We start from the raw sequence: 23,523 nt of genomic DNA, 5'->3' as shown, positions 1-23,523 counted from the left end.
GTGGCTCCTACCCGTGATCCCATGGCAGAATACCGAGATACTCTGCCCGATTTATCGCTGCGGAAGAAAACGCAGCGGGTTTACGGATTTCCCCTTGTAACGAATTTCAAAATGCAAACGAACTGAACTGGTACCGGTACTACCCATGGTAGCTATTTTCTGCCCCGCCGTGACCTCTTGTTGCTCCCGGACCAGCATATTTTCGTTATGGGCGTAGGCACTAAGGTAGTCATCATTATGCTTGATGATTATCAGATTACCGTAACCTCGCAGAGCGTTGCCGGCATATACCACACGCCCGCTGGCGGTAGCAATGATGGATTGCCCACGTGAGCCGGCGATATCAATCCCTTTATTTCCCCCTTCAGCTGCGGAGAAACTATCTATGACTTTCCCTTCGGTGGGCCAACGCCAACTGCCGACAGCAGCCGTATTGCTGCTGGCGACAGCCGCTGGTGCGGTAACAGGAACGGTTGCTGCTGCTCCTGTCGTAGGTAACATTTTACCTACATTCTGTTCACCCGAATTACCAGAATACGCGTTAGTTGACTGAGAATCAACCTGCGTAGTTTGTATTTGGTTACTGGAAGGCGGAACAGGCACACCGCTGGTGGTTGCATCCGTCGCCGCCAGCATACCCCCTCCGCTGCTTAAACCTCCGCCAGCGCCATTACCCAGACTCAAGGTCTGACCGACATTCAGGCTGTAAGGCTCTGGAATATTGTTCCGCTGGGCAAGATCCCGATAATCGTTGCCGGTAATCCAGGCGATATAAAACAGGGTATCGCCCCGTTTGACGGTATAAGTGCTGCCGCCGCCGTAGCTTCCTTTCGGAATAGTGCCATAGCTGCGGTTGTAAACGATTCGGCCATCGCGAGTGGTAACCGGTTCACCCGATGTCGTTACCTGTGATGGGGGAGCAGACAATATTCCGCTTCTGCTACTGCCCGTATTTCCGCCAACGCTGCTGATCGGCGCGGATTGGGAGTTATGGTTAGAACATCCCGCCAGCCCTAAGATAACAACCGTACAAGCAGCAATCTGACGCAAATTCATCATTCGGCTCCCCATGCGCCTTACTCCCCTATAACTATAAAATTCGGCAATAAATTCAGACATTTGTGTCTCTTATCCATTATCGCGCATCTGAGATCGGGCGTTTTGTTCGTCAATCAGAACGAGAAAGATCGCCATGTCTTCACCACTGGCGCATAAGCAAAACCGGAGAGACAAAAATCATTATCTGATGCTAGCAATATCAGTAGGTTCGCACCATACAACAGTTGTATTAAAATCTTAACTTCCTAACAACAAAACCAACGCATCGCAACCGTATCAGGCTAATTCGCCTTTGACCAGCGGAACAAACCGAACTGCTTCAACTGTTTGGATAATAAACTCTCCCGCATGATGCTGCACCACCTGCAACATTTGCGACCGATCGCCCACCGGCAACACCATCACCCCGCCTTCATCCAATTGATCCAGCAACGCCTGAGGAATTTCCGGCGGCGCCGCCGTCACGATAATGGCGTCAAACGGCCCGCGCGACGCCCAACCCTGCCAGCCGTCGCCGTGGCGGGTGGAGACGTTGTGCAAATCAAGCTGTTTAAGACGACGCTTGGCCTGCCACTGGAGTCCTTTAATACGCTCAACGGAGCAGACATGCTTGACTAAATGCGCCAGAATCGCCGTTTGGTAGCCCGAGCCGGTGCCAATTTCCAATACGCGGGAAACCGGTGTTAAACACAATAACTCCGTCATTTTCGCCACCATATAAGGCTGCGAAATCGTCTGACCGGAGCCTATCGGCAGCGCGGTATTTTCATACGCTTTATGCTCGAAAGCTTCATCAACAAAGCGTTCCCTGGGTACGGCTTCTATCGCCTGTAGCAGACGCTCATCCTGTATTCCTTGCTGACGCAACTGCGTCAGCAACGTTTGCATGCGTTTGTTCACCATTCCCCGCTAACCTCAGTTTTGGTTAACCTTGTCGTCAATACACTCTGTTTCCCGCATAGGGTCAAACTTGCCGCCGCCGTCATCATTATTGCTGCCATTCGATCAATAAAAAATAAACCGCAGCACATCAGACAATACGATCCGTATCGGGCTGCTGGTTCAGTATTTCACGCACCACGCTGGTGGCGAAACTCCCTGCGGGCAACCAGAATTTCAGTTCAAGCGTCACATCATCCTGCCAATCCCAGCGCATATGCTGCGGATACAGCAATATGGCGCGCCGGGCAGGTTCAACCCGCTCACGCTGCAATAAAGACAGCAACGTTTCCTGTCCGATAAGGCATTCCTGTTCAAAAACCAGCGCGGCTTCCCGCGTGCCTAACGCGCCGTCACCCGGCAGGGGCGCGGTGACCTGAAGCCCGCCCGCATCCAGCCGCGCCTGCAAATCAGCCAACTCATCCGCCGTGGCGACAAACCAGCTGCCGCGGCCGGTCAATTGCAATGCATCGCCGCACATCGCGGTTTTCGCCCGCTGTTGCGCCAGCCGGGTACTGGCGACCAGATTAAACAACGCGCTGCGGCTGGCGGAAAGATAAAAACTGCGTTTATTGCGCTCTTTAACCCGGATGTCGTTGTTGGCCCACAGACGAGCCTGCTCAAGGTTATTTCCGTCCCGGCCGAATCGCTGGCTGCCGAAGTAATTAGGCACGCCGTGCCGAGCGATTTGTTGCAAACGGGCATCGACCGCCGCCCGATCGCTTATTTGACGCAAGATCAGCGTAAAGTCATTACCCTGCAATGTGCCAATACGCAATTTACGGCGATGACGCGCCGATTCAAGCACCTCGCAGCCTTCCAGTTCGAATGCCGTTAAATCAGGGGTTTGTTTACCGGGAAGATGGAGGCAAAACCACTGTTCCGTGACGGCATGGCGATCTTTCAGGCCGGCATAGCTCACCGCCCGCTGCGGTATGCGGACGAATTTCGCCAGCGCCTCCGCCACAAATTGCGTATTGCAGCCGCGCTTACGGATACGCACCAGCAGGTGCTCGCCCTCGCCGTCCGGCTGAAATCCTAAATCTTCTACGACCACGAAATCTTCGGCAGTGGATTTCAGCACGCCCGACGCCGGCGGCTTGCCATGCAGCCAGGTCAGCGATTCACTGTTTATCATGTCTACCATGCGACGATTTCACCGGCTTCATTTTTCACCAACAACGCGACGGCCTCACAGGCGATGCCTTCGCCACGGCCGGTAAACCCGAGCTGTTCGGTGGTCGTGGCTTTTACGTTCACGTCATCCATGTGGCTTTGCAAATCTTCCGCCAGATTGACCCGCATCTGCGGGACATGAGGCGCCATTTTAGGCGCCTGCGCGATAATCGTGACATCCAGATTGCCCAGCCGATAACCTTTTTCGTTGATACGACGCCATGCTTCACGCAGTAAACCGCGGCTGTCGGCGCCTTTAAATGCCGGATCGGTATCGGGGAACAGCTTGCCGATGTCGCCCAGCGCGGCGGCCCCTAGCAGAGCATCCGTCACCGCATGCAACACGACATCGCCATCAGAGTGGGCCAGCAGCCCCTGAGTATAAGGAATTCGCACACCACCGATCACCAGCGGACCTTCTCCACCAAATTTATGAACATCAAAACCGTGACCGATACGCATCGAGCCTTCTCCTTATCGTTTTATCCAGTAGAATAATTGTGGTGCAAATTGGTTAAATAGAATTCAGCCAGCGCCAAATCTTCCGGACGGGTTATTTTAATGTTATCAGCGCGCCCACTGACAATTTGTGGATGATAACCACAATACTCCAGCGCGGAAGCTTCATCAGTTATGATAGCGCCTTCATGCAAAGCCTGCTGCAAACAGGTTTTCAGCAATGCCAATGGAAACAGTTGCGGCGTCAGGGCATGCCACAGTTCGCCGCGGTCCACCGTATGCGCTATCACCGTTCCCGCGCCGCGTTTCATGGTATCACGAACCGGGGTCGCCAGAATTCCGCCGACATCACTCTGCGCGGTAATACTCAACAACCGTTCAAGATCGTCTGGATGCAGACAAGGCCGCGCCGCGTCATGCACCAGCACCCATTTTGCATCAGCGATCGTCTGTAGCCCCGCCAGCACCGAATCCGCGCGCTGACTGCCGCCGTTCACCACGCTGACGCGAGGATCGCCGGCAATAGGCAAGGCGTGAAAGCAACGATCGTCGGGGCTGACGACGACGATCGCGCGGCTAATTCGGGGATGAGACAATAATGCGGCGACGGCATGTTCAAGAATGGTTTTATGACCGATGGTCAAATATTGTTTAGGCCGGTCGCTTTGCATTCTGCTGCCGTTGCCGGCGGCAGGTAAGACGGCAACGACCTCTGGCGGGGAAACAATCTGTTTTAGCATGGGTTAGTGTGATGTATTGTTAGGTAACGATGGCGGGGAAGTTGCAGTACGATTCCCGGATTCCGGAACCAGACGATAAAAGCTTTCACCGGGCTTAATCATGCCCAGTTCATTGCGCGCACGCTCTTCAATCGCTTCCTGCCCGCCATTCAGGTCATCAATTTCCGCAAACAGTTGTTCATTGCGGGCTTTCAGCTTGGCATTGTTCCCCTGCTGGACAACAACATCATCTTTAACCCGCACATAATCATGAATACCATTCTTACCCAGCCACAGTGAATACTGAAGCCAGCCAAGTATTATCAATAATAACAGCGTAAGTTTTCCCATCCCGCCCCCTGAAAAGCCGCCTAATCATCCCACAACTTTCGTTCCGACTCCATACTGTCTGGCTCCAGACGGTAAGATTCGCGCTGTCATGCACCTCAACATTGAACCCTTGCCGCAATCTGTGTATTTTTATGCAGCCAAAGTGCATAAAAAAAGAAAAAATTTAACTTTACACCGGGAGACACCATGAATAAACGACTGTTACTGATTGGCGCCATGTTCGCCGCAGCCCTGTCCAGTATAGCGATTGCCGCAGAACCCACCTATGTTGTAGGCTCCGGAGGGACTTATCGTCCGTTTGAATTTGAAAACGCGCAAAAAGAGTTGGAAGGTTTCGACATCGATATCATTAAAGCCGTTGCCAAAGCGGAAAATTTTAATATCAAACTGATTAATACGCCGTGGGAGGGGATCTTCGCCACCCTGAACTCCGGCGATCGCGACATTATTATCTCCGGGATTACCATCACCGATAAGCGTAAGCAAATGGTTGATTTCTCTTCACCTTACTTCCCGGCGGAGCAGGCTATCGTGGTGCCTAAAGGTTCTACGGTCGACTCTATTGCGGCATTAAAAAATCACAAAGTCGGCGTGGTTAACTCAAGCACCGGCGACGTGGTGGTTTCTGACGTACTGGGGAAAAACAGCACGGCGATTAAACGTTTTGATAATACCCCGTTGATGTTGCAGGAGTTGTATGAAGATGGCATCGGCGCCGCCGTTGGCGATGTTGGTGTGGTGAAGTTTTACATTAAAACCCATCCTGAAAAACAATTTAATCTGGTTTCCGATGCAAAATTCGAACGCCAATATTTCGGTATTGCCGTTGCCAAAGGCAATGATCAACTCCGCGATAAGATTAATGCCGGTCTGAAAAAAATTATTGCGGACGGAACCTACGCCAGCATCTATCAAACCTGGTTTGACAGTCAGGTGCCGGTTCTGCCTGCCGAGTAATCGGTACTCAGGCGCACCGCGCATCATTGCTGCTTAGCATTAATCGGCAGGGGAAATGATCCTTCCGGTTTCAATAACAGCGTACCGGTCGCTTAGGGCTGATTTCAGCAGTATGCTGAGGGTGGCTTATGGCGGCTTTATCGAGTATTTCAGTGCTTAACCGGCTGGTATGCCGTATCACGCAAGTCAATTCAGTAAAGGAAATCTATCTTGACGGGATTTCGTTGGGAGATCATTCAGGAATACGCGCCGTTGTTTACGCAAGGTGCCTGGATGACCATCAAATGCACCTTTATTTGCGTTATTCTCGGCACCTGCTGGGGATTAACGCTTGGCCTGGGTCGTCTGGCGCAAGCGCCACATGGCCCGTGGAAGTACATTTTGCACTATGGCGTACAATGGCCGGTGCGTATCTATATCAGCGCATTCCGCGGCACGCCGCTATTCGTACAAATCATGGTGGTGCATTTCGCGCTGGTGCCCTTATTCATTAACCCGCGCGATGGCCTGCTGGTCACCAGCAACATAATGTCCGTCGATTTCGCCCGTACATTACGTTCAGACTATGGCGCTTTTCTCTCCTGTATCGTGGCGATAACCCTGAATGCCGGCGCCTACGTGTCGGAGATTTTCCGCGCGGGGATTCAGTCAATCGATCGCGGTCAAATGGAAGCTTCCCGCTCGCTGGGGATGAGCTACGGCCGTACCATGCGTAAAGTGATACTGCCGCAGGCATTCCGTCGCATGCTGCCGCCACTGGGCAATAACGCCATCGCGATTGTGAAAGACTCCTCGCTGGCCTCGGCGATAGGCCTTGCCGATCTGGCCTATGCCGCCCGAACGGTGTCCGGCGCCTACGCCACTTATTGGGAACCCTATCTGACGATTTCCGTCGTCTACTGGGTGATTACTTTCCTGCTTTCACTGCTGGTGCGGCACCTGGAAATGAGGTTCGGTAAAAGTGATTCACGTTAATAATCTGCAAAAACAGTTTGGCGATACCCATGTCCTGCGCGGTATTTCCTGTGAGATCGCACCTCAGGAGGTGATTTGCATGATTGGCCCGTCCGGTTCGGGAAAAAGCACGTTCCTGCGCTGCATCAACGCCCTGGAAACGCTGTCAGGCGGGGAGATCACGGTCAACGGTTTCGCCATTCACGATCAAAAAACCGATTTAAACCGCATGCGGGAAAGCGTCGGCATGGTATTCCAGCGGTTCAATCTGTTTCCTCACATGACCGTGCTGGAAAACCTGATTATGGCGCCCATGGGCGTAAAGAAATTATCCAAGGCACAGGCCGTCGAACGCGCTGAGGCATTGCTGCAAAAAGTCGGTTTGCTGGATAAAATCGACGCCTGGCCAAACAGTCTGTCCGGGGGGCAACAGCAGCGGGTCGCGATTGCGCGGGCATTGGCGATGGAGCCGGCCATCATGCTGTTTGATGAACCGACGTCGGCGCTGGATCCGGAATTGGTGGGTGAAGTGCTGGCGGTCATGAAAACGCTGGCGCAGGAAGGCATGACTATGGTCATCGTGACGCATGAGATGGCTTTCGCCAGGGACGTCGCCGATCGGGTGATTTTTATCGATCAGGGAATTATTCAGGAACAGGGTAAACCCGAGGATATTTTTACTCACCCCAGCAATCCGAGAACGCAGGCATTCTTGAGTAAAGTGCTTTAACCCGCGAGGATTGAAACGGATGCCAGCCCTGTTTCCCACGGGCTGGCGGCATTGACGGAGAGGTCAGAGAGTGATAATTGCCCGCTGGTTCAGCAGCGCCAACAGTCGGCTGGTCAGATTCTCCACCCCTTGTTCGCCGTCCAGATGAATATCCGGCGCATCCGGCGCTTCATACGCCGAATCAATGCCGGTGAAGTTGCGCAGTTCTCCCGCCCGGGCTTTTTTGTATAACCCTTTCGGATCGCGGGCTTCGCAGGTGGCTAAAGGCGTATCGACAAACACCTCGATAAACTGCCCTTCGGCCAGCAGATCCCGCACCATTTGACGTTCCGCGCGATGAGGCGAGATAAACGCCGTCAGCACCACCAGACCGGCATCGACCATCAATTTAGCCACTTCGCCGACGCGGCGGATATTCTCCCGCCGATCGGCATCGGTAAAACCTAAATCGCGGCACAGACCGTGGCGTACGTTATCGCCATCCAGCAGATAGGTGCTGACGCCATACTGATGCAACGCCTGCTCCAGCGCGCCGGCCAGCGTCGATTTCCCCGAACCGGACAGTCCGGTAAACCAGACCACCACGCCCTGATGCCCATGCAAACGCTCGCGCTCTTTGCGTGACACAGCGTGCGGATGCCAGACCACATTTTCATCGGCGGCTGAGGATGGATGGCGTTGAGTCACGTTACTTCCCTCCCAGCAGGTCGCGGGCGCCCCAATGCGGGAAATGGCGGCGAATCAGCGCATTCAGTTCCAGTTCAAACGCGCCGTAAGCGCCTGGCTCCTGATAGGTCTGTTCAATGACTTCGCGTACCAGTCCGGCGCCCACGGTGACGTTGCTCAGGCGATCGATAAAGATCATGCCGCCGGTAACGTGGTGGTGCTGATAATTGTCCAGCGCCAGCGGTTCATCAAAGGTCAGTTCAACCAGTCCGATTCCGTTCAGCGGCAGATTTTCCGTCACCCGTTGCGTCAGGGAATTGATGTCAACCTGATACTGGATATTCTCCACGCGGGCGCGGGTTTTCTTGCCGCCGATCTTGATGTCATAACTCTGCCCCGGCACCAGCGGCTGTTCCGCCATCCACACCACGTCAACCAGCGCATTGCGCACGGCTTTCAGGGTTTCGGTGTTTTCAACCAGCAGATCGCCGCGGCTGATATCGATCTCATCGGCCAGCACCAGCGTGATGGCTTCGCCGGCCTGCGCCTGTTGCAGGTCGCCATCAAAGGTGACAATCCGGCTGACGGTGGACTCGACGCCCGACGGCAACACTTTCACTCGCTGCCCCACACGGACGATGCCGGACGCCAGCGTACCGGCATAGCCGCGGAAATCGAGATTGGGGCGGTTCACATACTGCACCGGAAAACGCATCGGCAGTTTGAGGCTGCGCTGCGCCACATTGACGGTTTCCAGTACATCCAGCAGCGTTGGGCCGCTGTACCAGCTCATGGCGCTGCTCGGCGTGGCGACGTTGTCTCCATCCAGCGCGGAGATAGGCACAAAGGTGATATTCAGATCGGCGGGCAACTGCCGGGCGAAATCCAGATAGTCCTGCTTGAACTGCTCAAATACCGTTTGCTGATAATCCACCAAATCCATCTTATTGACGGCCACCACCAGATGGCGGATGCCCAGCAGCGTCGCAATGAAACTATGGCGGCGCGTCTGATCCAGTACGCCTTTACGCGCATCGATCAGCAGGATCGCCAGTTCACAGGTCGACGCCCCGGTCGCCATATTACGGGTGTACTGCTCATGCCCCGGCGTATCGGCGATAATAAATTTGCGTTTCTCGGTGGAAAAATAGCGGTAAGCCACATCGATAGTGATGCCCTGCTCGCGCTCCGCCTGTAAGCCGTCCACCAGCAAAGCCAGATCCAGTTTCTCGCCCTGCGTGCCCAGCCGTTTGCTGTCGCTGTGCAACGTGGTGAGCTGATCTTCATAAATCTGGCGGGTATCGTGCAGCAAACGGCCAATCAGCGTACTTTTCCCGTCGTCGACGCTGCCGCAGGTCAAAAAACGCAGCAGCGTTTTGTCCTGCTGAGCATGCAGATAGGCTTCAACGCCCCCCTGCTCGGCAATCTGTTTGGCAATCACACTCTCGTTTACAACCTGGCTCATTCGACGACTCCTCAGAAATACCCTTGACGCTTTTTCAGTTCCATTGAACCGGCCTGATCGCGGTCGATCATCCGTCCCTGACGTTCGCTGGTGGTGGAAATCAACATCTCCTCGATGATTTCCGGCAGCGTTTTGGCGTTTGATTCGACGGCGCCGGTCAGCGGCCAGCAGCCCAGAGTACGGAAACGCACCATGCGTTGTTCAATCACTTCGCCCGGTTGCAGATCGATACGATCGTCATCCACCATCAGCAACATGCCGTCCCGTTCAAGCACCGGACGCATCGCCGCCAGATACAGCGGCACGATATCGATATTTTCCAGATAGATGTACTGCCAAATATCCAGCTCAGTCCAGTTCGACAACGGGAATACGCGGATGCTTTCTCCCTTGTTGATCTGGCCGTTGTAGTTATGCCATAGCTCCGGGCGCTGGTTTTTGGGATCCCAGCGGTGGAAGCGGTCGCGGAACGAATAAATACGCTCTTTGGCGCGGGATTTTTCCTCATCGCGGCGGGCGCCGCCGAATGCGGCGTCAAAGCCGTATTTATCCAGCGCCTGCTTCAACCCTTCGGTTTTCATGATATCGGTATGCTTGGCGCTGCCGTGGATGAACGGATTAATGCCCAGCGCTTCCCCCTGTGGGTTGCGGTGAACCAGCAGCTCACAGCCATAGGCTTGCGCCGTCCGATCGCGAAACTGGTACATTTCACGAAATTTCCAGCCGGTATCCACATGCAGCAACGGGAACGGCAGCGATCCGGGGAAAAATGCCTTACGCGCCAGATGCAGCATGACCGAGGAATCTTTACCGATGGAATACATCATCACCGGATTGCCGAACTCCGCCGCAACCTCGCGGATGATATGAATACTCTCGGCTTCTAACTGCCGTAAATGCGTGAGTCGTTTCTCGTCCATAACCATTCCTTAAGCCAAATTCACTACCGCCGGCCGGCCGTCTTGCCGCGCCGTCAGCGTTTGCCGACCAAACCAGGCGATTTGGTGGTGTAAATTCACCACTTCGCCAATCACCAGCAAGGCCGGTGTCGGCGCCTGATGGGCCAATTGTTCCAACTGTTGCAGCGTGCCGATCAGTACCTGCTGATCGTGCCGGGTTCCCCGGCCGATCACCGCCACCGGCGTTTCGGCCGCGCGACCGTGGGCGATCAATTGTTGAGCGATATCGGCCGCTTTTACCGTTCCCATATAAATCGCCAGCGTCTGACGGCCGCGCGCCAGCGTCGCCCACTCCAGCGCCTGACCGTCGGGCCGGCAATGACCGGTGATGAACACCGCGCTCTGGGCGTAATCCCGGTGCGTCAACGGTATGCCGGCGTAAGCCGTGGCGCCGGCGGCGGCGGTAATCCCCGGCACCACCTGAAAGGCGATACCGGCCTGTGCCACCTGCTGCAATTCCTCGCCGCCGCGGCCAAAAATAAACGGATCGCCCCCTTTCAGGCGCACCACCCGTTTACCTTGCCGCGCCAGGGCGATCAGCATGCGGTTGGTCTCTTCCTGCGGCACGGAATGCGCGCCCGCGCGTTTGCCGACGCAAATGCGTTCGGCATCCCGGCGCACCAGTTCCAGCACCTCGTCGCTGACCAGATGGTCATACAACACCACATCCGCCTGCTGAATAACCTGTAAACCGCGCAGCGTCAGCAAGCCGGCATCGCCGGGCCCGGCGCCGACCAGCGTCACCTCGCCCCGCTCCGCCAGCGGCTGCTGTTGCTCATGCTGTTGTTGTTCAAGCTGCCGTTGCAGTTCCGTTTCCGCCTGCGATACTTGCCCGGCGGCCACCAGACTGGCGAAACGCCCGGAAAAAAGGCGCTCCCAGAACCGGCGGCGACCGCTCATCGTATGCACATGTTGCTTGATACACTCGCGCCAGCCGCCGGCCAGTTGAGCCATCGTCCCCAGGCTGGCCGGCAGCAGAGCTTCCAGTTTTTCACGCAGCAACCGCGCCAGCACCGGCGCCTGGCCGCTGGAAGAGATCGCCACCATCAGCGGGGAACGGTCGACGATTGAGGGGAAAATAAACGAGCACTTCGGCTGGTCGTCAACCACGTTCACCAGCAAATGCCGCTGATTAGCGGCCTCGGAGACGGCGGCATTCAGCTCGGCGTCATCCGTCGCCGCGATAACCAGAAACACGCCCGACAGCAACTCAGGCGTAAAACGCTGCGCCAACCAGTGGATCTGGCCGGCCCGATGCCGCTCGGCCAAATGCTCCGACAGCGACTGTGCGACCACCTTTACCTCGGCACCCGCACGTTGCAGCAGATCGATTTTGCGGGTGGCGACATCGCCACCGCCAACCACCAGCACCGGACGATGTCGAAGGTCGGCGAATAAAGGTAGATAGTTCACAAATGCCTTAACAAATATCAAAAAGTGATAAAGCGACTATACGGTGAGCAAGGAACACTTATGAAATGCCAAATTGGAATGACAAGTTCCGTAATGGAATAACACCAGAAAAAACCGGGCAACCGCCCGGTTTCACCGTTCACCCTTCGTGCAGGCCGCATTCGCGCTTCAGACCGAAAAAGCGGGTTTCTTCTTCGCTCATGCCGGGTTCCCACTTACGGGTGGTATGCGTGTCGCCCACCGACAAATAGCCCTGATCCCACAGCGGGTGGTAGCTCAGATCGTTTTGTTTCAGGTACTGGTATACCTGCCGGTTATCCCAGTCGATAATCGGCAGAAGCTTGAATACGCCGCGCTGTACCGCGAGCACCGGCAGATGACCGCGGCTGCCGGACTGCTCGCGCCGCAGACCGGCAAACCAGGTTTGCGCCTTGAGTTCGCTTAAGGCCCGGTTCATCGGCTCGACCTTGTTCATCTGGTTGTACTGTTCGATGCCTTCAACGCCCTGTTCCCACAGTTTGCCGTAGCGCGCTTCCTGCCAGGCTGACGACAATAAGGCGCGGTAAACCTTAAGGTTCAGCTTCAGCCGATCGGTCAAGGCGTCAATAAACTGATAGGTTTCCGGGAAGAGATAGCCGGTATCCGTCAGGATCACCGGAATATCCGGCCGCTGCTGCGTCACCAGATGCAAAGAGACGGCGGCCTGAATGCCGAAACTGGAAGACAGTACATATTCCCCCGGCAGATTTTCCAGCGCCCAGACGACTCGCTCCTGCGCCGACAGCGCTTCCAGCCGCTGGTTAATCGCCGCCAGTTCGGCCGCCTGCTCCGCTTTCGGTAAGGCGTTGAGCGCCTCAAGATTAAGCTCAGACATCAGGGTCTCCTGTCAGTCATAGAAATCACGGGCGGGATCCAGCACCGGTTTAATGATGTTGGCGCGAATGGTGAAATCGCCAAAGCCTTCATTCTCGTTGCGCTCTTTTGCCCAGCGCCCGATAAGCTGGTCGATTTCACTGAGGATTTCCGCCTCGGTGATATTCTCGCGGTACATACGCGGGATCCGCGTACCCGCGCGGTTGCCGCCCAGATGCAGGTTGTAACGCCCGATGGCTTTCCCCACCAGCCCGATTTCCGCCAGCAGCGCCCGGCCGCAGCCGTTGGGGCACCCGGTGACGCGCAGAATAATGTGCTCGTCGCCCACGCCGTGCCGCTGCATGATATCTTCAACCCTGGTCACGAACTCCGGCAGGAAACGTTCCGCTTCCGCCATCGCCAGCGGACAGGTCGGGTAGGACACGCAGGCCATAGAATTTTTGCGCTGTTCCGTCACCCCGTCGTCAATCAGCCCATGCTCCCGCGCCAGCGCCTCGATCTTCGCCTTACTGCGCGCAGGCACGCCGGCGATAATCAGATTCTGGTTCGCCGTCAGCCGGAAATCGCCCTTATGTATTTTAGCAATTTCCGCCAGACCGGTTTTCAACGGCCGACCGGGATAGTCCAGAATACGGCCGTTTTCGATAAACAGCGTCAGATGCCATTTATTGTCGATGCCTTTTACCCAGCCGATGCGATCGCCACGCCCGGTGAATTCATAGGGACGCACGGCTTCAAACTTCACGCCGGCGCGTCTTTCCACTTCCTGCTTGAACGTCTCGACGCCCACCCGCTCCAGCGTGTACTTGGTTTTCGCGTTCTTGCGGTTGGTGCGATTGCCCCAGTCACGCTGTGTCGTCACCACCGCTTCGGCAATCGCCAGCGTCTGTTCCACCGGAATATAGCCCAGTTCGCTGGCGGTGCGCGCATAGGTCGCTTTATCGCCGTGGGCGATCGACAGCCCGCCGCCCACCAGCACATTGAATCCCACCAGCCGGCCGTTGTCGGCGATGGCGACAAAGTTGAGATCGTTGGCATGCAGATCCACATCGTTCTGCGGCGGGATCACCACGGTGGTTTTAAACTTACGCGGCAGATAGGTGGCGCCCAGAATCGGTTCTTCATCCGTGGTGGCGACTTTCTCCTGATCCAGCCAGATTTCGGCATAGGCGCGCGTACGCGGCAGCAGATGTTCGGAAATCTTTTTCGCCCAGTCATACGCCTGCTGATGCAACTCGGATTCGATCGGATTCGACGTACACATCACGTTACGGTTAACGTCGTTGGCCGTCGCCAGCGAATCCAGGCCCAGACTATTCAGCAACTGGTGCGCGGGTTTTACATTAGGTTTAAGAATGCCGTGAAACTGGAACGTCTGACGGTTGGTCAGGCGGATGCTGCCGTACAGCGTGCTTTCGGCGGCAAACCTATCGATACCCAGCCATTGCGCGGGCGTGATGACGCCGCCCGGCAAGCGGCAGCGCAGCATCATGGCATGGCGCGGCTCCAGTTTCTGTTCGGCGCGTTCGGCGCGGATATCGCGATCGTCCTGCTGATACATGCCGTGAAAACGGATCAGCAAAAAGTTATCGCCATTGAAACCGCCAGTCAGGCCGTCCTGCAAATCCTCGGCGATGGTGCCGCGCAGAAAGTTGCTTTCCTGCTTAAGACGTTCGGCATCAGCGAGTTTCCCTTCCACCACCAACGGGCCGGGATGCTTTTCACCTACAGCCTGTTTTTTATCTAAAAATAGCTTTTCGCTCATTAATACACATCTCGCTGATAACGGCGCTCAAGGCGCAAATCACTTAAAAATTCGTCGGCCTGCACGGTATCCATGCCACCGTGCTCGGCCACCACGTCCAGCAACGCCTGCTCGACATCTTTCGCCATGCGGTTGGCATCGCCGCAAACATAAAGATGCGCGCCATCCTGAAGCCAGCGCCAGACTTCCGCGCCTTTTTCACGCAGTTTGTCCTGTACGTAAATTTTGTGCGCCTGATCGCGCGACCAGGCCAGATCGATATGGGTCAACAAGCCATCCTTAACATAGCGCTGCCATTCAACCTGATAGAGAAAATCTTCGGTAAAGTGCGGATTGCCGAAGAACAACCAGTTCTTGCCGCCGGCGCCCTCCGCCTCCCGCTGTTGCATAAAAGCGCGAAATGGCGCGATACCGGTGCCCGGCCCGATCATGATGACCGGCGTTTCCGGGTCGGCGGGCAGCCGGAAATTATCGTTATGTTCGATAAATACGCGGATTTCATCATCTTCATTCAGGCGGTCGGCCAGGTAGCCGGAGGCGCCGCCGCTGCGGGCCCGTCCGTCAATGTCATAGCGCACCACGCCGACGGTGATATGCACTTCGCTTTCCACTTCCGCCTGAGAAGAGGCAATGGAATATAAACGGGGCGTCAGCGGGCGCAGCAGATCCGTCAACTGCTCAGCCGTCAGTTCGACGGGCGCCTGCCGCACCATATCCACCAGCGGTGTACGCTGGGCGAACTGCTGCAACGCCGGCTTATCGCTCACCAGCGCCAGCAGGGTTTCATCCCGCGACAGAGCGGCATATTTTTCAACAATCGGCGCCGTGTTCTGGGTCAGTTCAAAGTGGCTTTTCAGCGCCTGCGACAGCGGCAGGGTTTTTCCATCTACCGTCACCGGCTCATCGCCTTTCAGCCACAGCAGTTCAAGCAATTCCGCAACCAGGGCGGGATCGTTGTCAAACCACACGCCAAGCGCATCGCCCGGCTGGTAGCGCAGACCGGAATCGCCGAGATCGATTTCAATATGACGCACATCTTTTTCCGAATTACGGCCGGTGATTTTCTGATTGACGGAAAACAGCGCCGATAACGGCGATTCCTTGCTGTAAGGACTGCTGGTAATCTCATCCAGCGCGCCACGGGTGCTGGCCTGTACCGCCGCCTCACTCTGTGCCGGCAGACGCGCCTGCAAAATATCCACGATCTGACGCCGCCACTGCTCCGCGGCCGCCTGATAATCCACATCGGCATCAACGCGATCCAGCAGCCGTTCCGCTCCCAGCTCGGCAAGGCGGTTATCAAAATCCTTGCCCGCCTTGCTGAAAAATTCGTATGAAGTATCGCCCAGACCCAATACGGCGAACGCGGTCTCTTTCAACGATGGCGCTTTTTTGGAGAGCAGGAATTTATGCAATGCCACGGCTTCTTCCGGCGGTTCGCCTTCACCCTGCGTCGAGGTCACAATCAACAGCAGTTTTTCCTGACCGATTTGTTTGAATTTATAATCGCCGGCATTCACCAGACTGACCGTCAGTTTGGCGTTCAACAGGTCGTCCCGCAGTTGCTCGGCAACCCGACGGGCATTGCCGGTTTGAGAGGCGGAAATCAGGGTGATGCCGGGTACTGACGCCGGAACCGCCGACGATGACGCGACGCCGGCGGCGCCTGCCACGATGCCCGATTGCCCACCGGGCTGTTGCAACAGCCCCCAAAAATAACCGGACAACCAGGCAAGCTGCGTGGGTGAAAAATCACCGGTTGCCGCCTGTAAACGCGTTAATTGCTCCGCACTCAACGGGAGCAACGAAGTCGGAGAAACCGGAGTTGTCATGGTGATCTCTATTTCCTTGTGCTTGTGACCGGGCTAATACAAATTCATGCAGTAAAAAGATGAATGGAACATAAGGGTAACCACCTGCATCTTAACAATTAAAGAAACGATGGAAATATTAAATAACCAAAATGACTAAGTGGTTTTTCTGATAATCCTTATTGATTAAAGTGTTATAGCCAGAGATAATTAAATAACCTATTGAATTATAAATAGAATAATACGGACAGATATTCGCAGTGACGACGAACCCGCTTCGCGGAGCGTCTCTGCCGGCGATACATAGCTTACCGATGCACTTTCCGGTAGTATGCGACGGTTTTTTGAATACTATTTTTGAAAACCGTTTTTTTGAAAACTATTTTTGAATAGCGGTTTGTTGAAAGCTATTTATTGCAAAGAAATGAGAGCCCGACATGGCAACCACACTATTTAAAGATTTTCAGTTTGAAGCCGCTCACCGTCTGCCCCACGTTCCGGCAGGGCATAAATGCGGACGCCTGCATGGGCATTCCTTTATGGTTCGGCTGGAAATTACCGGCGATGTTGATCCCCATACCGGTTGGGTGATGGATTTTGCCGAATTAAAAGCGGCGTTTAAACCGACCTGGGAAAGGCTGGATCACCACTATCTGAATGATATTCCCGGTCTGGAGAATCCGACCAGCGAAGTGCTGGCCCACTGGATCTGGCAACAGGTGAAACCGTCATTGCCCGAACTGAGCGCGGTAATGGTAAAAGAGACCTGCACCGCGGGCTGTATCTATAAAGGCGAGTAAGCGCCGTCCAACGACATCTTCTCTTCAGACGGCGCGAACGGTTTCCTCTTCGCGCCGTTCGCCGTCAGGCAATATTCAAATATTTATGCGTTTGCATGGAAAGCCGCCAGTTACGGGCAATACAGACGGCAATGCACAATTTGGTCGCGTCTTCTTTCTGGCTGATCGGCTGTAGCGCCACAATACGCGGTTTATCATCCGTGAGCCGGGCCAGCAATTCATCCAGCGCGTCGATGTCACGTTCCCGGGCAACCGGGTGTTTAATCTCATCCGCCCGCTGCAAAGCCTGATCGATAACCGCCATGCCGCCGCGCATATTCACCTTGGGGGAGACCGTCACCCAGGTTTTTGGCGAACAGCGCACCTCATGGGTGCCGCTGGTTTCTATCTGACAGCTAAATCCCTGTTTTTCCAGCAACAGCGTCAGCGGAGCCAGATCGTGGATACAGGGTTCGCCCCCGGTGATCACAATATGCCGCGCGGTATAGCCTTCGCGTTCAATCATCGCTACCACATCCCCGGCGCTGGCGGCGCCCCAGCCATCGCTTTCCCGCGTTTTCACCAGTACCTGATCCAGCGGGATCTCCCGCTCGGCCAGTTTGTCCCAGGTATGTTTGGTATCGCACCAGCTACAGCCGACCGGACACCCTTGCAGGCGCACAAATACCGCCGGCACGCCGGTAAAATAGCCTTCGCCCTGCAACGTCTGGAACATTTCATTAATCGGGTACTGCATGGTTTTCACTATACCTGTTACTTAAAAACGCATTATCGCAGATAGCCGGCGACACGCCAAACCCGCCGCAGCGGCTACCGTTTAACCGATAATGCCAAGGTTTAATTTGAGTAATGTTGCACCCCGGTTAATAATCAACAGGCAAGATGTATACTTCATCAACCATTTCAATGCTAACTCATTAACCAGGAACGAAAAATATGAATCGATTGAGATCTCTCTCTTTAGTGTTGTTGGCGTTCGTTTTCGTCCCCGTTATCGCCACGGCACAACTGCCGCCTCAGGTTAAAACCCAACCAGGCTATTATCGGATGATGCTGGGCGAGTTTGAGATTACCGCCCTGTCCGACGGCACCAATACCATGCCGATGGATAAATTGCTGGCCCGCACCTCGCCGGAAAAAATAAACCAACTGCTGGCGGAAAAGTCGCTGACCTCGCCGGTGGAAACGTCGATTAACGCGTATTTGATCAATACCGGAAAAAACCTGATTCTGGTGGATACAGGCAATGGCAAACAAAGCAACCCAAGCGTCGGGAAAGTGCTGCCGAACCTGATTGCGGCGGGTTATAAACCCGAGCAGGTGGATACGGTGCTGATGACCCATCTGCACGGCGACCATTTCGGTGGTCTGGTACAGGATGACAAACTGACCTACCCGAACGCCACGGTTTACGTCAGCCAGCCAGAGGCGGATTTCTGGCTCAATCCGGACAACCTGAAGCAGGCGGAAGAGAGCAGAAAAGCCACGTTCCAGCGCGTACAAAATGCGTTTAATCTCATCAGCAACGATCGCAAGCTGAAAACATTTTCCGCGCAGCAAGCGGTATTATTGCCCGGCGTCACCGCCATCCCCACGCCGGGACATACGCCAGGACACACGGCTTTTCTGATTGAAAGCGAAGGCCACAAACTGTTGGCATGGGGAGACATTATTCACGCGGAAGCCGTACAGATGACCTTACCCGCCACGACGATAAGCTTTGATACCGATATGGATAAAGCGACCCAATCCCGCGATAAAATACTGGCTGAGGCCGCCGCTCAGGGATACTGGATCGCTGGCGCGCATCTGCCCTTCCCGGGGATCGGCCACGTCAAAACCGCCCCCGCTCATGAGGGCAACGCGAACGCTTACCGCTGGGTGGCCGCGAACTATAGCCTGTCGGGACTGAATTAATTACCCTACGGCGGGCTTCCGATCGGAGGCCCGCCGCCGGATAGGGTTATTGATTTACCGTGTTTACAGATAAACGCGCAGGTATTCCGACAGGCAGAGGATCGCCATCGCCTGTCCGTAGGGCATAGAAGTGAGCGGGATCTGGCGGTAGTAATCCAGATCCTGCCCCATCGCGGTGCCGAACGACACCTGAACCAGTTCCCCCTCGGCGTTCACATTGCCAATCACGCCGCGGATCGCTTTCTCCGCCACCGGCGCATAGCGTTTATCCACATAGCGCTTGCGTACCGCCTTTAAGATGCCATAGGCAAAGCCGGCCGTCGCCGAGCTTTCCAGATACGATTGCGGATCGTCGAGCAGCGTATGCCACAGGCCGCTGTCATCCTGATATTTCGCCAGCGCGTCAATCTGGCTTTCCAGCACCTGCAACAGGAAACGACGCGTCGCATTCCCTTCCGGCAGTTCCAGCAGTTCGATAAACTCGGGGATCGCCACGGTCAGCCAACTGTTGCCCCGCGCCCAGCGAGCTTTGGCAAAGTTATGCCGGCCCTCAAACGTCCAGCCGTGGAACCACAGACCGCTCTGGCGATCCATCAGATACTGAACGTGCAGCAGGAACTGATAGGTGGCCTCTTCCACGAATTCAGGGCGGTTCAACAGCTTGCCGATTTTTGCCAGCGGCAACACGCTCATCATCAACGTGTCGTCCCACAGTTGTTCGGTATTTTCATTGTTATAAACAATATGCTGTAGCCCCTGCTTTTGCGTGCGCGGCATCTCATACATCACCCACTCGGCCCAGCGCTCCAGATACGGCACCCAACTGGCGTCACGCGTTTCTTCATAGCGATAGGCCAGCGTCAGGAAAGGGCAAACCGTGTTGACGTTCTTGGTCGGCGTCCCTTCCGCCAGACGAGCGGTGAACCAGTCGTCGATGATGGCCCGCATCTGTTCGTCGCCCGTTTGCTGGTAAAACTGATAAATACCGTACAAACCGATGCCGTGCGTCCATTCCCAACCGGCCCAACCTTTGGTGTCAATCACCCGGCCGTCGTCCAGCCGTAACAGAAACTCCCCGGTTTTATCTTCAATATGCACCAGATTGTCGGTGATTCGGCAAATCAGCGCTTTCAACGCTTCACGGGAAATGAAGTGCTCTGGCTGACGTAGAAGCGGGCTATGTTTTACACTGAATACGGTCATCGTCATTCATCCAATTTAGTGAACATTCAACACATCAAAACAGTTAGGGTTGCGTAACCTGCGCCGCGGGCTTGTCGACCTTATGGCGATTCAGGTAGCCGATATTGTTGTTGCCCCATAGCGACTCATAAGGCCGACCCGCCAGCATTTCGACGATCGCCCGCGCCTGCGGCGTGATCTGCTCGGGAACAGGACGCCCCGCCTCGCGCATTTTCTGCGTCTCTTCCCGCAGTACGCTATGCGTCTCAAGATTGAGTTTGAAGCGCAGGGAAACCAAAAAGCCCAGCACCAGGACCCCCACGGTGCCGAAACTCAGGATCATCAGGATAGTGTGGCTAACCCCCGGCGCCTGTACGCCCTGTCCGGAGACAAAGCCGGAGAGCTGCAATACAATCCCCACCAGCATTACCGCGCCGGCTTGGGAAGCCTTGCGGGTAAGGGTCATAATCCCGGCGAAAATACCTTCGCGGCGCTGTGCGGTAATCACTTCATCCACATCGGCAATATAGGTGTAGGTGTTCCACGGCACGTAGTTGATCCCGCCGCGTCCTAATCCGGCCACCGCAGAAATCAGCAGCAGCAGCGAAAAAGCGTCATGCAGTTCGCTGTACCACAGGATGCTATAAGAGATGGCGCTCAGCCCGAACAGGCACACCACCAGACGGTAAGACGGCGCGGGGCCGAAACGAATACACAGCGGGATCATGCCGATGACGGCAATAAATTGCAGGATCGCCATGGTGCCCATTAGGTTGGAAGCCATGGTCGGGCTCTGCATCAGAACAAAGACCACATAGTAGGTAAACACCGCGTTGAAGACGTCCTGCGCGATATAGCCGCCAAGATACATACCCAGATGCTGACGAAAAATGCGGATACGCAGGGTCGATAACAGTTCGACGTTCAAACGCTTCAGGCTGTCGACCAGCGAGAGGGACTGACGCTCTTTTTCCGCCCGCAGCGACGCTTCCGACATCTGATCGCGCGGCCGTTCCCAGGTAAATAGGTACACCAGCGTCAGCACCACGGCGCAGATAACGGAGAACACCAGACTGGAATAGAAGAACGAAACCGCATTGTCCTTACCGAAGTACCCCAGCAGAATACCGGGCAGGAAGGCGGCCAGAATGGCGGAAAGCTGGGCCAGCGCGATACGCGCGCCGGAGAATTTGGTTTTCTGTTTGAAATCGTCGGTCATTTCCGGCACCAGCGTTTCATACGGCACCAGCACCATGGTATAAATCACATCAAACAGCAGATAGGTCAGCAGGTAATACCAGTACCCCATATCCCCTACCCACATAAAGCTGTAGCTGAACACGCAAGGGATACCGAGCAGAATAAAAAATTTCCGGCGGCCGAAGCGTTTGCCCAGCCAGGTTGAACCAAAGTTATCGGTCAGAAACCCCATTAACGGACTGACAACCGCATCCAGCACGCGCGCCATCGCAAAAATAAAGGTCGCCTCAATTGGCGTCAGTCCACAAAATGTGGTGTAAAAATAAAGTAGCCAGGCAGCCGTCAGCGCAGTAGTGCCTGCTCCAAGGAAATCACCCGAGCCATAGGCTAAATAATTAGCTAACCCGATTTTACGTGTTTTCATTCCCATCCTTCCCCAATCATTTTATTTATGGAGGTGTCATGGCTGGTCAAAACATCTACTGCCGCCACGGCGTTAACTTAACGCCCGGCAAGCGTGAAAACCTTTGCGCTTTTGCCACTGGGCGACATGCATTGGCACCACAAGGAAGAATGACCCGATCGGCTTCAAACATTTTATAAAAAGCCATTTTACATTATAAGAACCAATGGTTCATCTACTCCGATCACAGGAAATAAAGCGAAAAACACAGAACGTAAGGGAGGGAATCAGGCGGCACGCCGGACGGCAATCATGTCAGCGTCGACAATCACCTGAAATTTTATAGGAATTTTCTTATTTACCACGAATACATAAGTTGCATTATGGAGTCAATGGAGTTTAATTAATTAAAAATAATTAATTAATTAAATGTTGTAATGTGCCATGGAGCGCTGAGATTCGTTATGAATTCAAAACACAACAAGGATTTCCGGTTCAAACCTGATTTTTTTGAGCTTGTCGCAATATCCGAGCTGGTTTCCTATGAGAATCTATATTTTTTACCCTTTAGTCATATTCTGCTTAATACCGATATTGTCCTGTCAGAGAATGAAAGCATTGATTTCTCATGTAGAGAAAAGAAATTAACCTTAGCGACAGCGACGGATACAAAAATCCTCCACACACAAACGGATATACTTTGTATTTTCTCCCCTTATTTTATTCCTCCTCCAGGCAATGAGAATGAAAAAGTCATTGTAGTACGGCGCTTACCCTGTACAAAGAGGATATTTTATAATAAGCAAGATAAGGAATGGTGTTTTTTTCTGGAAGGCCAATGTTATAACAGCAAAATAGAAACTTATGGCAACTGGAGAGAAGGGTCGTCTGAGAATTTATATCGTGTAATGAAAGGTTTTTTATACACAAGAAACAATGAGCATTATAAAGTGAGGAACGCATGAAAAAAACACTTTACCTGATATGGGGACCGACATCCACAGGGAAAACATCTTATTCGGTCAGCATAGCAAAAACAATGGGTTATCCTGTCATCGCTTTGGATCGCTTTCAGGGTTATCCGGAGATAATGACCGGCAGCGGCGCGCCAACGATGAATGAGTTACAAGGCACAGACAGAATATATCTGTCTGAAAACTCCCTGAATGAAGGTATTATTTCAGCGGAAGAAGCCAATACCCGTTTGAAAGAGAAAATATCATTTTTATCTACACAACGTCCCGGCATTATTATTGAGGGAGGTTCGGTCTCCTTATTAGTAAAAATAATGAGTGATAATTACTGGTCGAATTTTTCCTGGCGCATAAAAATATTCCAAACGCCGCCTAGCGACCAATTCCACGAAAAAGCCAAAAAAAGAGTTTACAGTATGTTCTTTCCAGATAATGGCAGGCCATCCATACTAAAAGAAACCAGCCTTTTCTTTGATACCTATAAAACCGTTCAACCATTGGAGGATATCGATGGTTATCGTGTGATAATCCAGTACGGCAGAGACAAAGGTCTTAACTTTCATGCTCTTGATAATATAAGCGATAAGGAAAAATATTTTTTAATCGATCTCATCACCGATGAGTATTTTGAACACGCCTTATGGCAGGAAAAAAATTACCCGGGGATTCCTTCCTCATGGTCATGGCAGGCCTGCGAGGTTGATCGTTTGCCGTCCCGCACCGCGTCTTAAATACAAATTTTTCTAATGTA

General features: G+C 54.1%; 23 protein-coding genes. 7 read left to right on the top strand and 16 right to left on the bottom strand.

Features of this window, described 5'->3' with window-relative positions; translation table 11 throughout:
- Nucleotides 1-51: 51 nt before the first annotated feature.
- From nlpD to ftsB, 6 genes are all read right to left on the bottom strand, one after another.
- A complete protein-coding gene (gene nlpD / locus HOY33_RS16525) occupies nt 52-1,059 on the bottom strand; it encodes a murein hydrolase activator NlpD (RefSeq protein WP_172291251.1) in 1,008 nt (335 codons plus the stop codon).
- Nucleotides 1,060-1,335: 276 nt separating this feature from the next.
- Nucleotides 1,336-1,962 (bottom strand): protein-L-isoaspartate(D-aspartate) O-methyltransferase, encoded by a 627-nt coding sequence (locus HOY33_RS16520; RefSeq protein ID WP_172291237.1) that lies wholly within the window; start codon nt 1,960-1,962, stop codon nt 1,336-1,338.
- Nucleotides 1,963-2,089: 127 nt separating this feature from the next.
- Nucleotides 2,090-3,136: a tRNA pseudouridine(13) synthase TruD gene (gene truD, locus HOY33_RS16515; protein WP_216660551.1), complete on the bottom strand. Its 1,047-nt coding sequence runs from the start codon at nt 3,134-3,136 to the stop codon at nt 2,090-2,092.
- A gap of 2 nt (nt 3,137-3,138) precedes the next feature.
- On the bottom strand, nt 3,139-3,636 hold the full coding sequence (gene ispF, locus HOY33_RS16510; RefSeq protein WP_172291236.1) for a 2-C-methyl-D-erythritol 2,4-cyclodiphosphate synthase: 498 nt from the start codon (nt 3,634-3,636) through the stop codon (nt 3,139-3,141).
- Between the two features lie 20 nt (nt 3,637-3,656).
- The gene (gene ispD, locus HOY33_RS16505; RefSeq protein ID WP_172291235.1) at nt 3,657-4,373 is read right to left on the bottom strand and encodes a 2-C-methyl-D-erythritol 4-phosphate cytidylyltransferase; all 717 of its coding nucleotides are present in this window, start codon (nt 4,371-4,373) and stop codon (nt 3,657-3,659) included.
- A gap of 3 nt (nt 4,374-4,376) precedes the next feature.
- Complete coding sequence (ftsB, locus tag HOY33_RS16500; protein ID WP_172291234.1) at nt 4,377-4,703, bottom strand: cell division protein FtsB; 327 nt, start codon at nt 4,701-4,703, stop codon at nt 4,377-4,379.
- 186 nt (nt 4,704-4,889) lie between these two features.
- Between ftsB and HOY33_RS16495 the strand changes: the two genes are divergently transcribed.
- From HOY33_RS16495 to HOY33_RS16485, 3 genes are all read left to right on the top strand, one after another.
- Nucleotides 4,890-5,660, top strand: a complete 771-nt coding sequence (locus HOY33_RS16495; protein WP_172291233.1) for a basic amino acid ABC transporter substrate-binding protein — start codon at nt 4,890-4,892, stop codon at nt 5,658-5,660.
- Nucleotides 5,661-5,870: 210 nt separating this feature from the next.
- Entirely contained in the window at nt 5,871-6,635 is a 765-nt protein-coding gene (locus HOY33_RS16490; RefSeq protein WP_172291232.1) for an amino acid ABC transporter permease, read from the top strand.
- Nucleotides 6,622-7,344: an amino acid ABC transporter ATP-binding protein gene (locus HOY33_RS16485; protein ID WP_172291231.1), complete on the top strand. Its 723-nt coding sequence runs from the start codon at nt 6,622-6,624 to the stop codon at nt 7,342-7,344. Before HOY33_RS16490 ends, HOY33_RS16485 begins: the two co-directional genes overlap by 14 nt.
- 63 nt (nt 7,345-7,407) lie before the next feature.
- Here HOY33_RS16485 and cysC read toward each other — a convergent pair whose 3' ends face one another.
- From cysC to cysJ, 7 genes are all read right to left on the bottom strand, one after another.
- A complete protein-coding gene (gene cysC / locus HOY33_RS16480) occupies nt 7,408-8,031 on the bottom strand; it encodes an adenylyl-sulfate kinase (protein ID WP_172291230.1) in 624 nt (207 codons plus the stop codon).
- A 1-nt stretch (nt 8,032) separates the two neighbouring features.
- Nucleotides 8,033-9,475 (bottom strand): sulfate adenylyltransferase subunit CysN, encoded by a 1,443-nt coding sequence (cysN, locus tag HOY33_RS16475; protein ID WP_172291229.1) that lies wholly within the window; start codon nt 9,473-9,475, stop codon nt 8,033-8,035.
- 11 nt (nt 9,476-9,486) lie between these two features.
- Nucleotides 9,487-10,395, bottom strand: coding sequence for a sulfate adenylyltransferase subunit CysD (gene cysD, locus HOY33_RS16470; RefSeq protein ID WP_172291228.1), 909 nt, complete (start codon nt 10,393-10,395; stop codon nt 9,487-9,489).
- A 9-nt stretch (nt 10,396-10,404) separates the two neighbouring features.
- The gene (cysG, locus tag HOY33_RS16465) at nt 10,405-11,847 is read right to left on the bottom strand and encodes a siroheme synthase CysG (protein ID WP_172291227.1); all 1,443 of its coding nucleotides are present in this window, start codon (nt 11,845-11,847) and stop codon (nt 10,405-10,407) included.
- A 139-nt stretch (nt 11,848-11,986) separates the two neighbouring features.
- Nucleotides 11,987-12,721: a phosphoadenylyl-sulfate reductase gene (locus tag HOY33_RS16460; RefSeq protein WP_172291226.1), complete on the bottom strand. Its 735-nt coding sequence runs from the start codon at nt 12,719-12,721 to the stop codon at nt 11,987-11,989.
- A 12-nt stretch (nt 12,722-12,733) separates the two neighbouring features.
- The gene (gene cysI, locus HOY33_RS16455; RefSeq protein ID WP_172291225.1) at nt 12,734-14,485 is read right to left on the bottom strand and encodes an assimilatory sulfite reductase (NADPH) hemoprotein subunit; all 1,752 of its coding nucleotides are present in this window, start codon (nt 14,483-14,485) and stop codon (nt 12,734-12,736) included.
- Nucleotides 14,485-16,317 (bottom strand): NADPH-dependent assimilatory sulfite reductase flavoprotein subunit, encoded by a 1,833-nt coding sequence (cysJ, locus tag HOY33_RS16450; protein ID WP_172291224.1) that lies wholly within the window; start codon nt 16,315-16,317, stop codon nt 14,485-14,487. Before cysJ ends, cysI begins: the two co-directional genes overlap by 1 nt.
- A 416-nt stretch (nt 16,318-16,733) precedes the next feature.
- On the opposite strand from cysJ, the gene queD reads away from it, so the two are divergent.
- Nucleotides 16,734-17,096, top strand: a complete 363-nt coding sequence (gene queD, locus HOY33_RS16445; protein WP_172291223.1) for a 6-carboxytetrahydropterin synthase QueD — start codon at nt 16,734-16,736, stop codon at nt 17,094-17,096.
- Nucleotides 17,097-17,160: 64 nt separating this feature from the next.
- Here the strand turns inward: queD and queE are convergent, their stop codons facing one another.
- Complete coding sequence (gene queE, locus HOY33_RS16440) at nt 17,161-17,832, bottom strand: 7-carboxy-7-deazaguanine synthase QueE (RefSeq protein ID WP_172291222.1); 672 nt, start codon at nt 17,830-17,832, stop codon at nt 17,161-17,163.
- A gap of 200 nt (nt 17,833-18,032) precedes the next feature.
- Between queE and HOY33_RS16435 the strand changes: the two genes are divergently transcribed.
- Nucleotides 18,033-19,013, top strand: a complete 981-nt coding sequence (locus tag HOY33_RS16435) for an MBL fold metallo-hydrolase (protein ID WP_172291221.1) — start codon at nt 18,033-18,035, stop codon at nt 19,011-19,013.
- A gap of 63 nt (nt 19,014-19,076) precedes the next feature.
- Here the strand turns inward: HOY33_RS16435 and HOY33_RS16430 are convergent, their stop codons facing one another.
- Both HOY33_RS16430 and HOY33_RS16425 read right to left on the bottom strand, forming a co-directional pair.
- Nucleotides 19,077-20,216, bottom strand: a complete 1,140-nt coding sequence (locus HOY33_RS16430; protein WP_172291220.1) for a glycoside hydrolase family 105 protein — start codon at nt 20,214-20,216, stop codon at nt 19,077-19,079.
- A gap of 43 nt (nt 20,217-20,259) precedes the next feature.
- Nucleotides 20,260-21,819, bottom strand: a complete 1,560-nt coding sequence (locus HOY33_RS16425; RefSeq protein ID WP_172291219.1) for an MFS transporter — start codon at nt 21,817-21,819, stop codon at nt 20,260-20,262.
- Between the two features lie 443 nt (nt 21,820-22,262).
- On the opposite strand from HOY33_RS16425, the gene HOY33_RS16420 reads away from it, so the two are divergent.
- Both HOY33_RS16420 and HOY33_RS16415 read left to right on the top strand, forming a co-directional pair.
- Entirely contained in the window at nt 22,263-22,763 is a 501-nt protein-coding gene (locus HOY33_RS16420; protein ID WP_172291218.1) for a hypothetical protein, read from the top strand.
- Nucleotides 22,760-23,503, top strand: coding sequence for an isopentenyl transferase family protein (locus HOY33_RS16415; RefSeq protein ID WP_172291217.1), 744 nt, complete (start codon nt 22,760-22,762; stop codon nt 23,501-23,503). Before HOY33_RS16420 ends, HOY33_RS16415 begins: the two co-directional genes overlap by 4 nt.
- Nucleotides 23,504-23,523: the final 20 nt, after the last annotated feature.

The sequence above is a fragment of the Brenneria sp. hezel4-2-4 genome, assembly GCF_013155275.1.
Taxonomy (GTDB): domain Bacteria; phylum Pseudomonadota; class Gammaproteobacteria; order Enterobacterales; family Enterobacteriaceae; genus Brenneria.
Note: the sequence above shows the minus strand (reverse complement) of the source record. Positions and strands in the feature narration are given on the sequence as shown.

Coding starts and splice junctions, on each gene's coding strand:
- HOY33_RS16435 (WP_172291221.1), top strand. CDS start 18,033: ATGAATCGATTGAGATCTCTCTCTTTAGTGTTGTTGGCGTTCGTTTTC.
- cysD (WP_172291228.1), bottom strand. CDS start 10,395: ATGGACGAGAAACGACTCACGCATTTACGGCAGTTAGAAGCCGAGAGT.
- truD (WP_216660551.1), bottom strand. CDS start 3,136: ATGATAAACAGTGAATCGCTGACCTGGCTGCATGGCAAGCCGCCGGCG.
- nlpD (WP_172291251.1), bottom strand. CDS start 1,059: ATGATGAATTTGCGTCAGATTGCTGCTTGTACGGTTGTTATCTTAGGG.
- HOY33_RS16415 (WP_172291217.1), top strand. CDS start 22,760: ATGAAAAAAACACTTTACCTGATATGGGGACCGACATCCACAGGGAAA.
- HOY33_RS16520 (WP_172291237.1), bottom strand. CDS start 1,962: ATGGTGAACAAACGCATGCAAACGTTGCTGACGCAGTTGCGTCAGCAA.
- ftsB (WP_172291234.1), bottom strand. CDS start 4,703: ATGGGAAAACTTACGCTGTTATTATTGATAATACTTGGCTGGCTTCAG.
- cysI (WP_172291225.1), bottom strand. CDS start 14,485: ATGAGCGAAAAGCTATTTTTAGATAAAAAACAGGCTGTAGGTGAAAAG.
- HOY33_RS16420 (WP_172291218.1), top strand. CDS start 22,263: ATGAATTCAAAACACAACAAGGATTTCCGGTTCAAACCTGATTTTTTT.
- cysJ (WP_172291224.1), bottom strand. CDS start 16,317: ATGACAACTCCGGTTTCTCCGACTTCGTTGCTCCCGTTGAGTGCGGAG.
- ispD (WP_172291235.1), bottom strand. CDS start 4,373: ATGCTAAAACAGATTGTTTCCCCGCCAGAGGTCGTTGCCGTCTTACCT.
- queD (WP_172291223.1), top strand. CDS start 16,734: ATGGCAACCACACTATTTAAAGATTTTCAGTTTGAAGCCGCTCACCGT.
- cysN (WP_172291229.1), bottom strand. CDS start 9,475: ATGAGCCAGGTTGTAAACGAGAGTGTGATTGCCAAACAGATTGCCGAG.
- HOY33_RS16495 (WP_172291233.1), top strand. CDS start 4,890: ATGAATAAACGACTGTTACTGATTGGCGCCATGTTCGCCGCAGCCCTG.
- HOY33_RS16425 (WP_172291219.1), bottom strand. CDS start 21,819: ATGAAAACACGTAAAATCGGGTTAGCTAATTATTTAGCCTATGGCTCG.
- HOY33_RS16460 (WP_172291226.1), bottom strand. CDS start 12,721: ATGTCTGAGCTTAATCTTGAGGCGCTCAACGCCTTACCGAAAGCGGAG.
- queE (WP_172291222.1), bottom strand. CDS start 17,832: ATGCAGTACCCGATTAATGAAATGTTCCAGACGTTGCAGGGCGAAGGC.
- HOY33_RS16430 (WP_172291220.1), bottom strand. CDS start 20,216: ATGACCGTATTCAGTGTAAAACATAGCCCGCTTCTACGTCAGCCAGAG.
- ispF (WP_172291236.1), bottom strand. CDS start 3,636: ATGCGTATCGGTCACGGTTTTGATGTTCATAAATTTGGTGGAGAAGGT.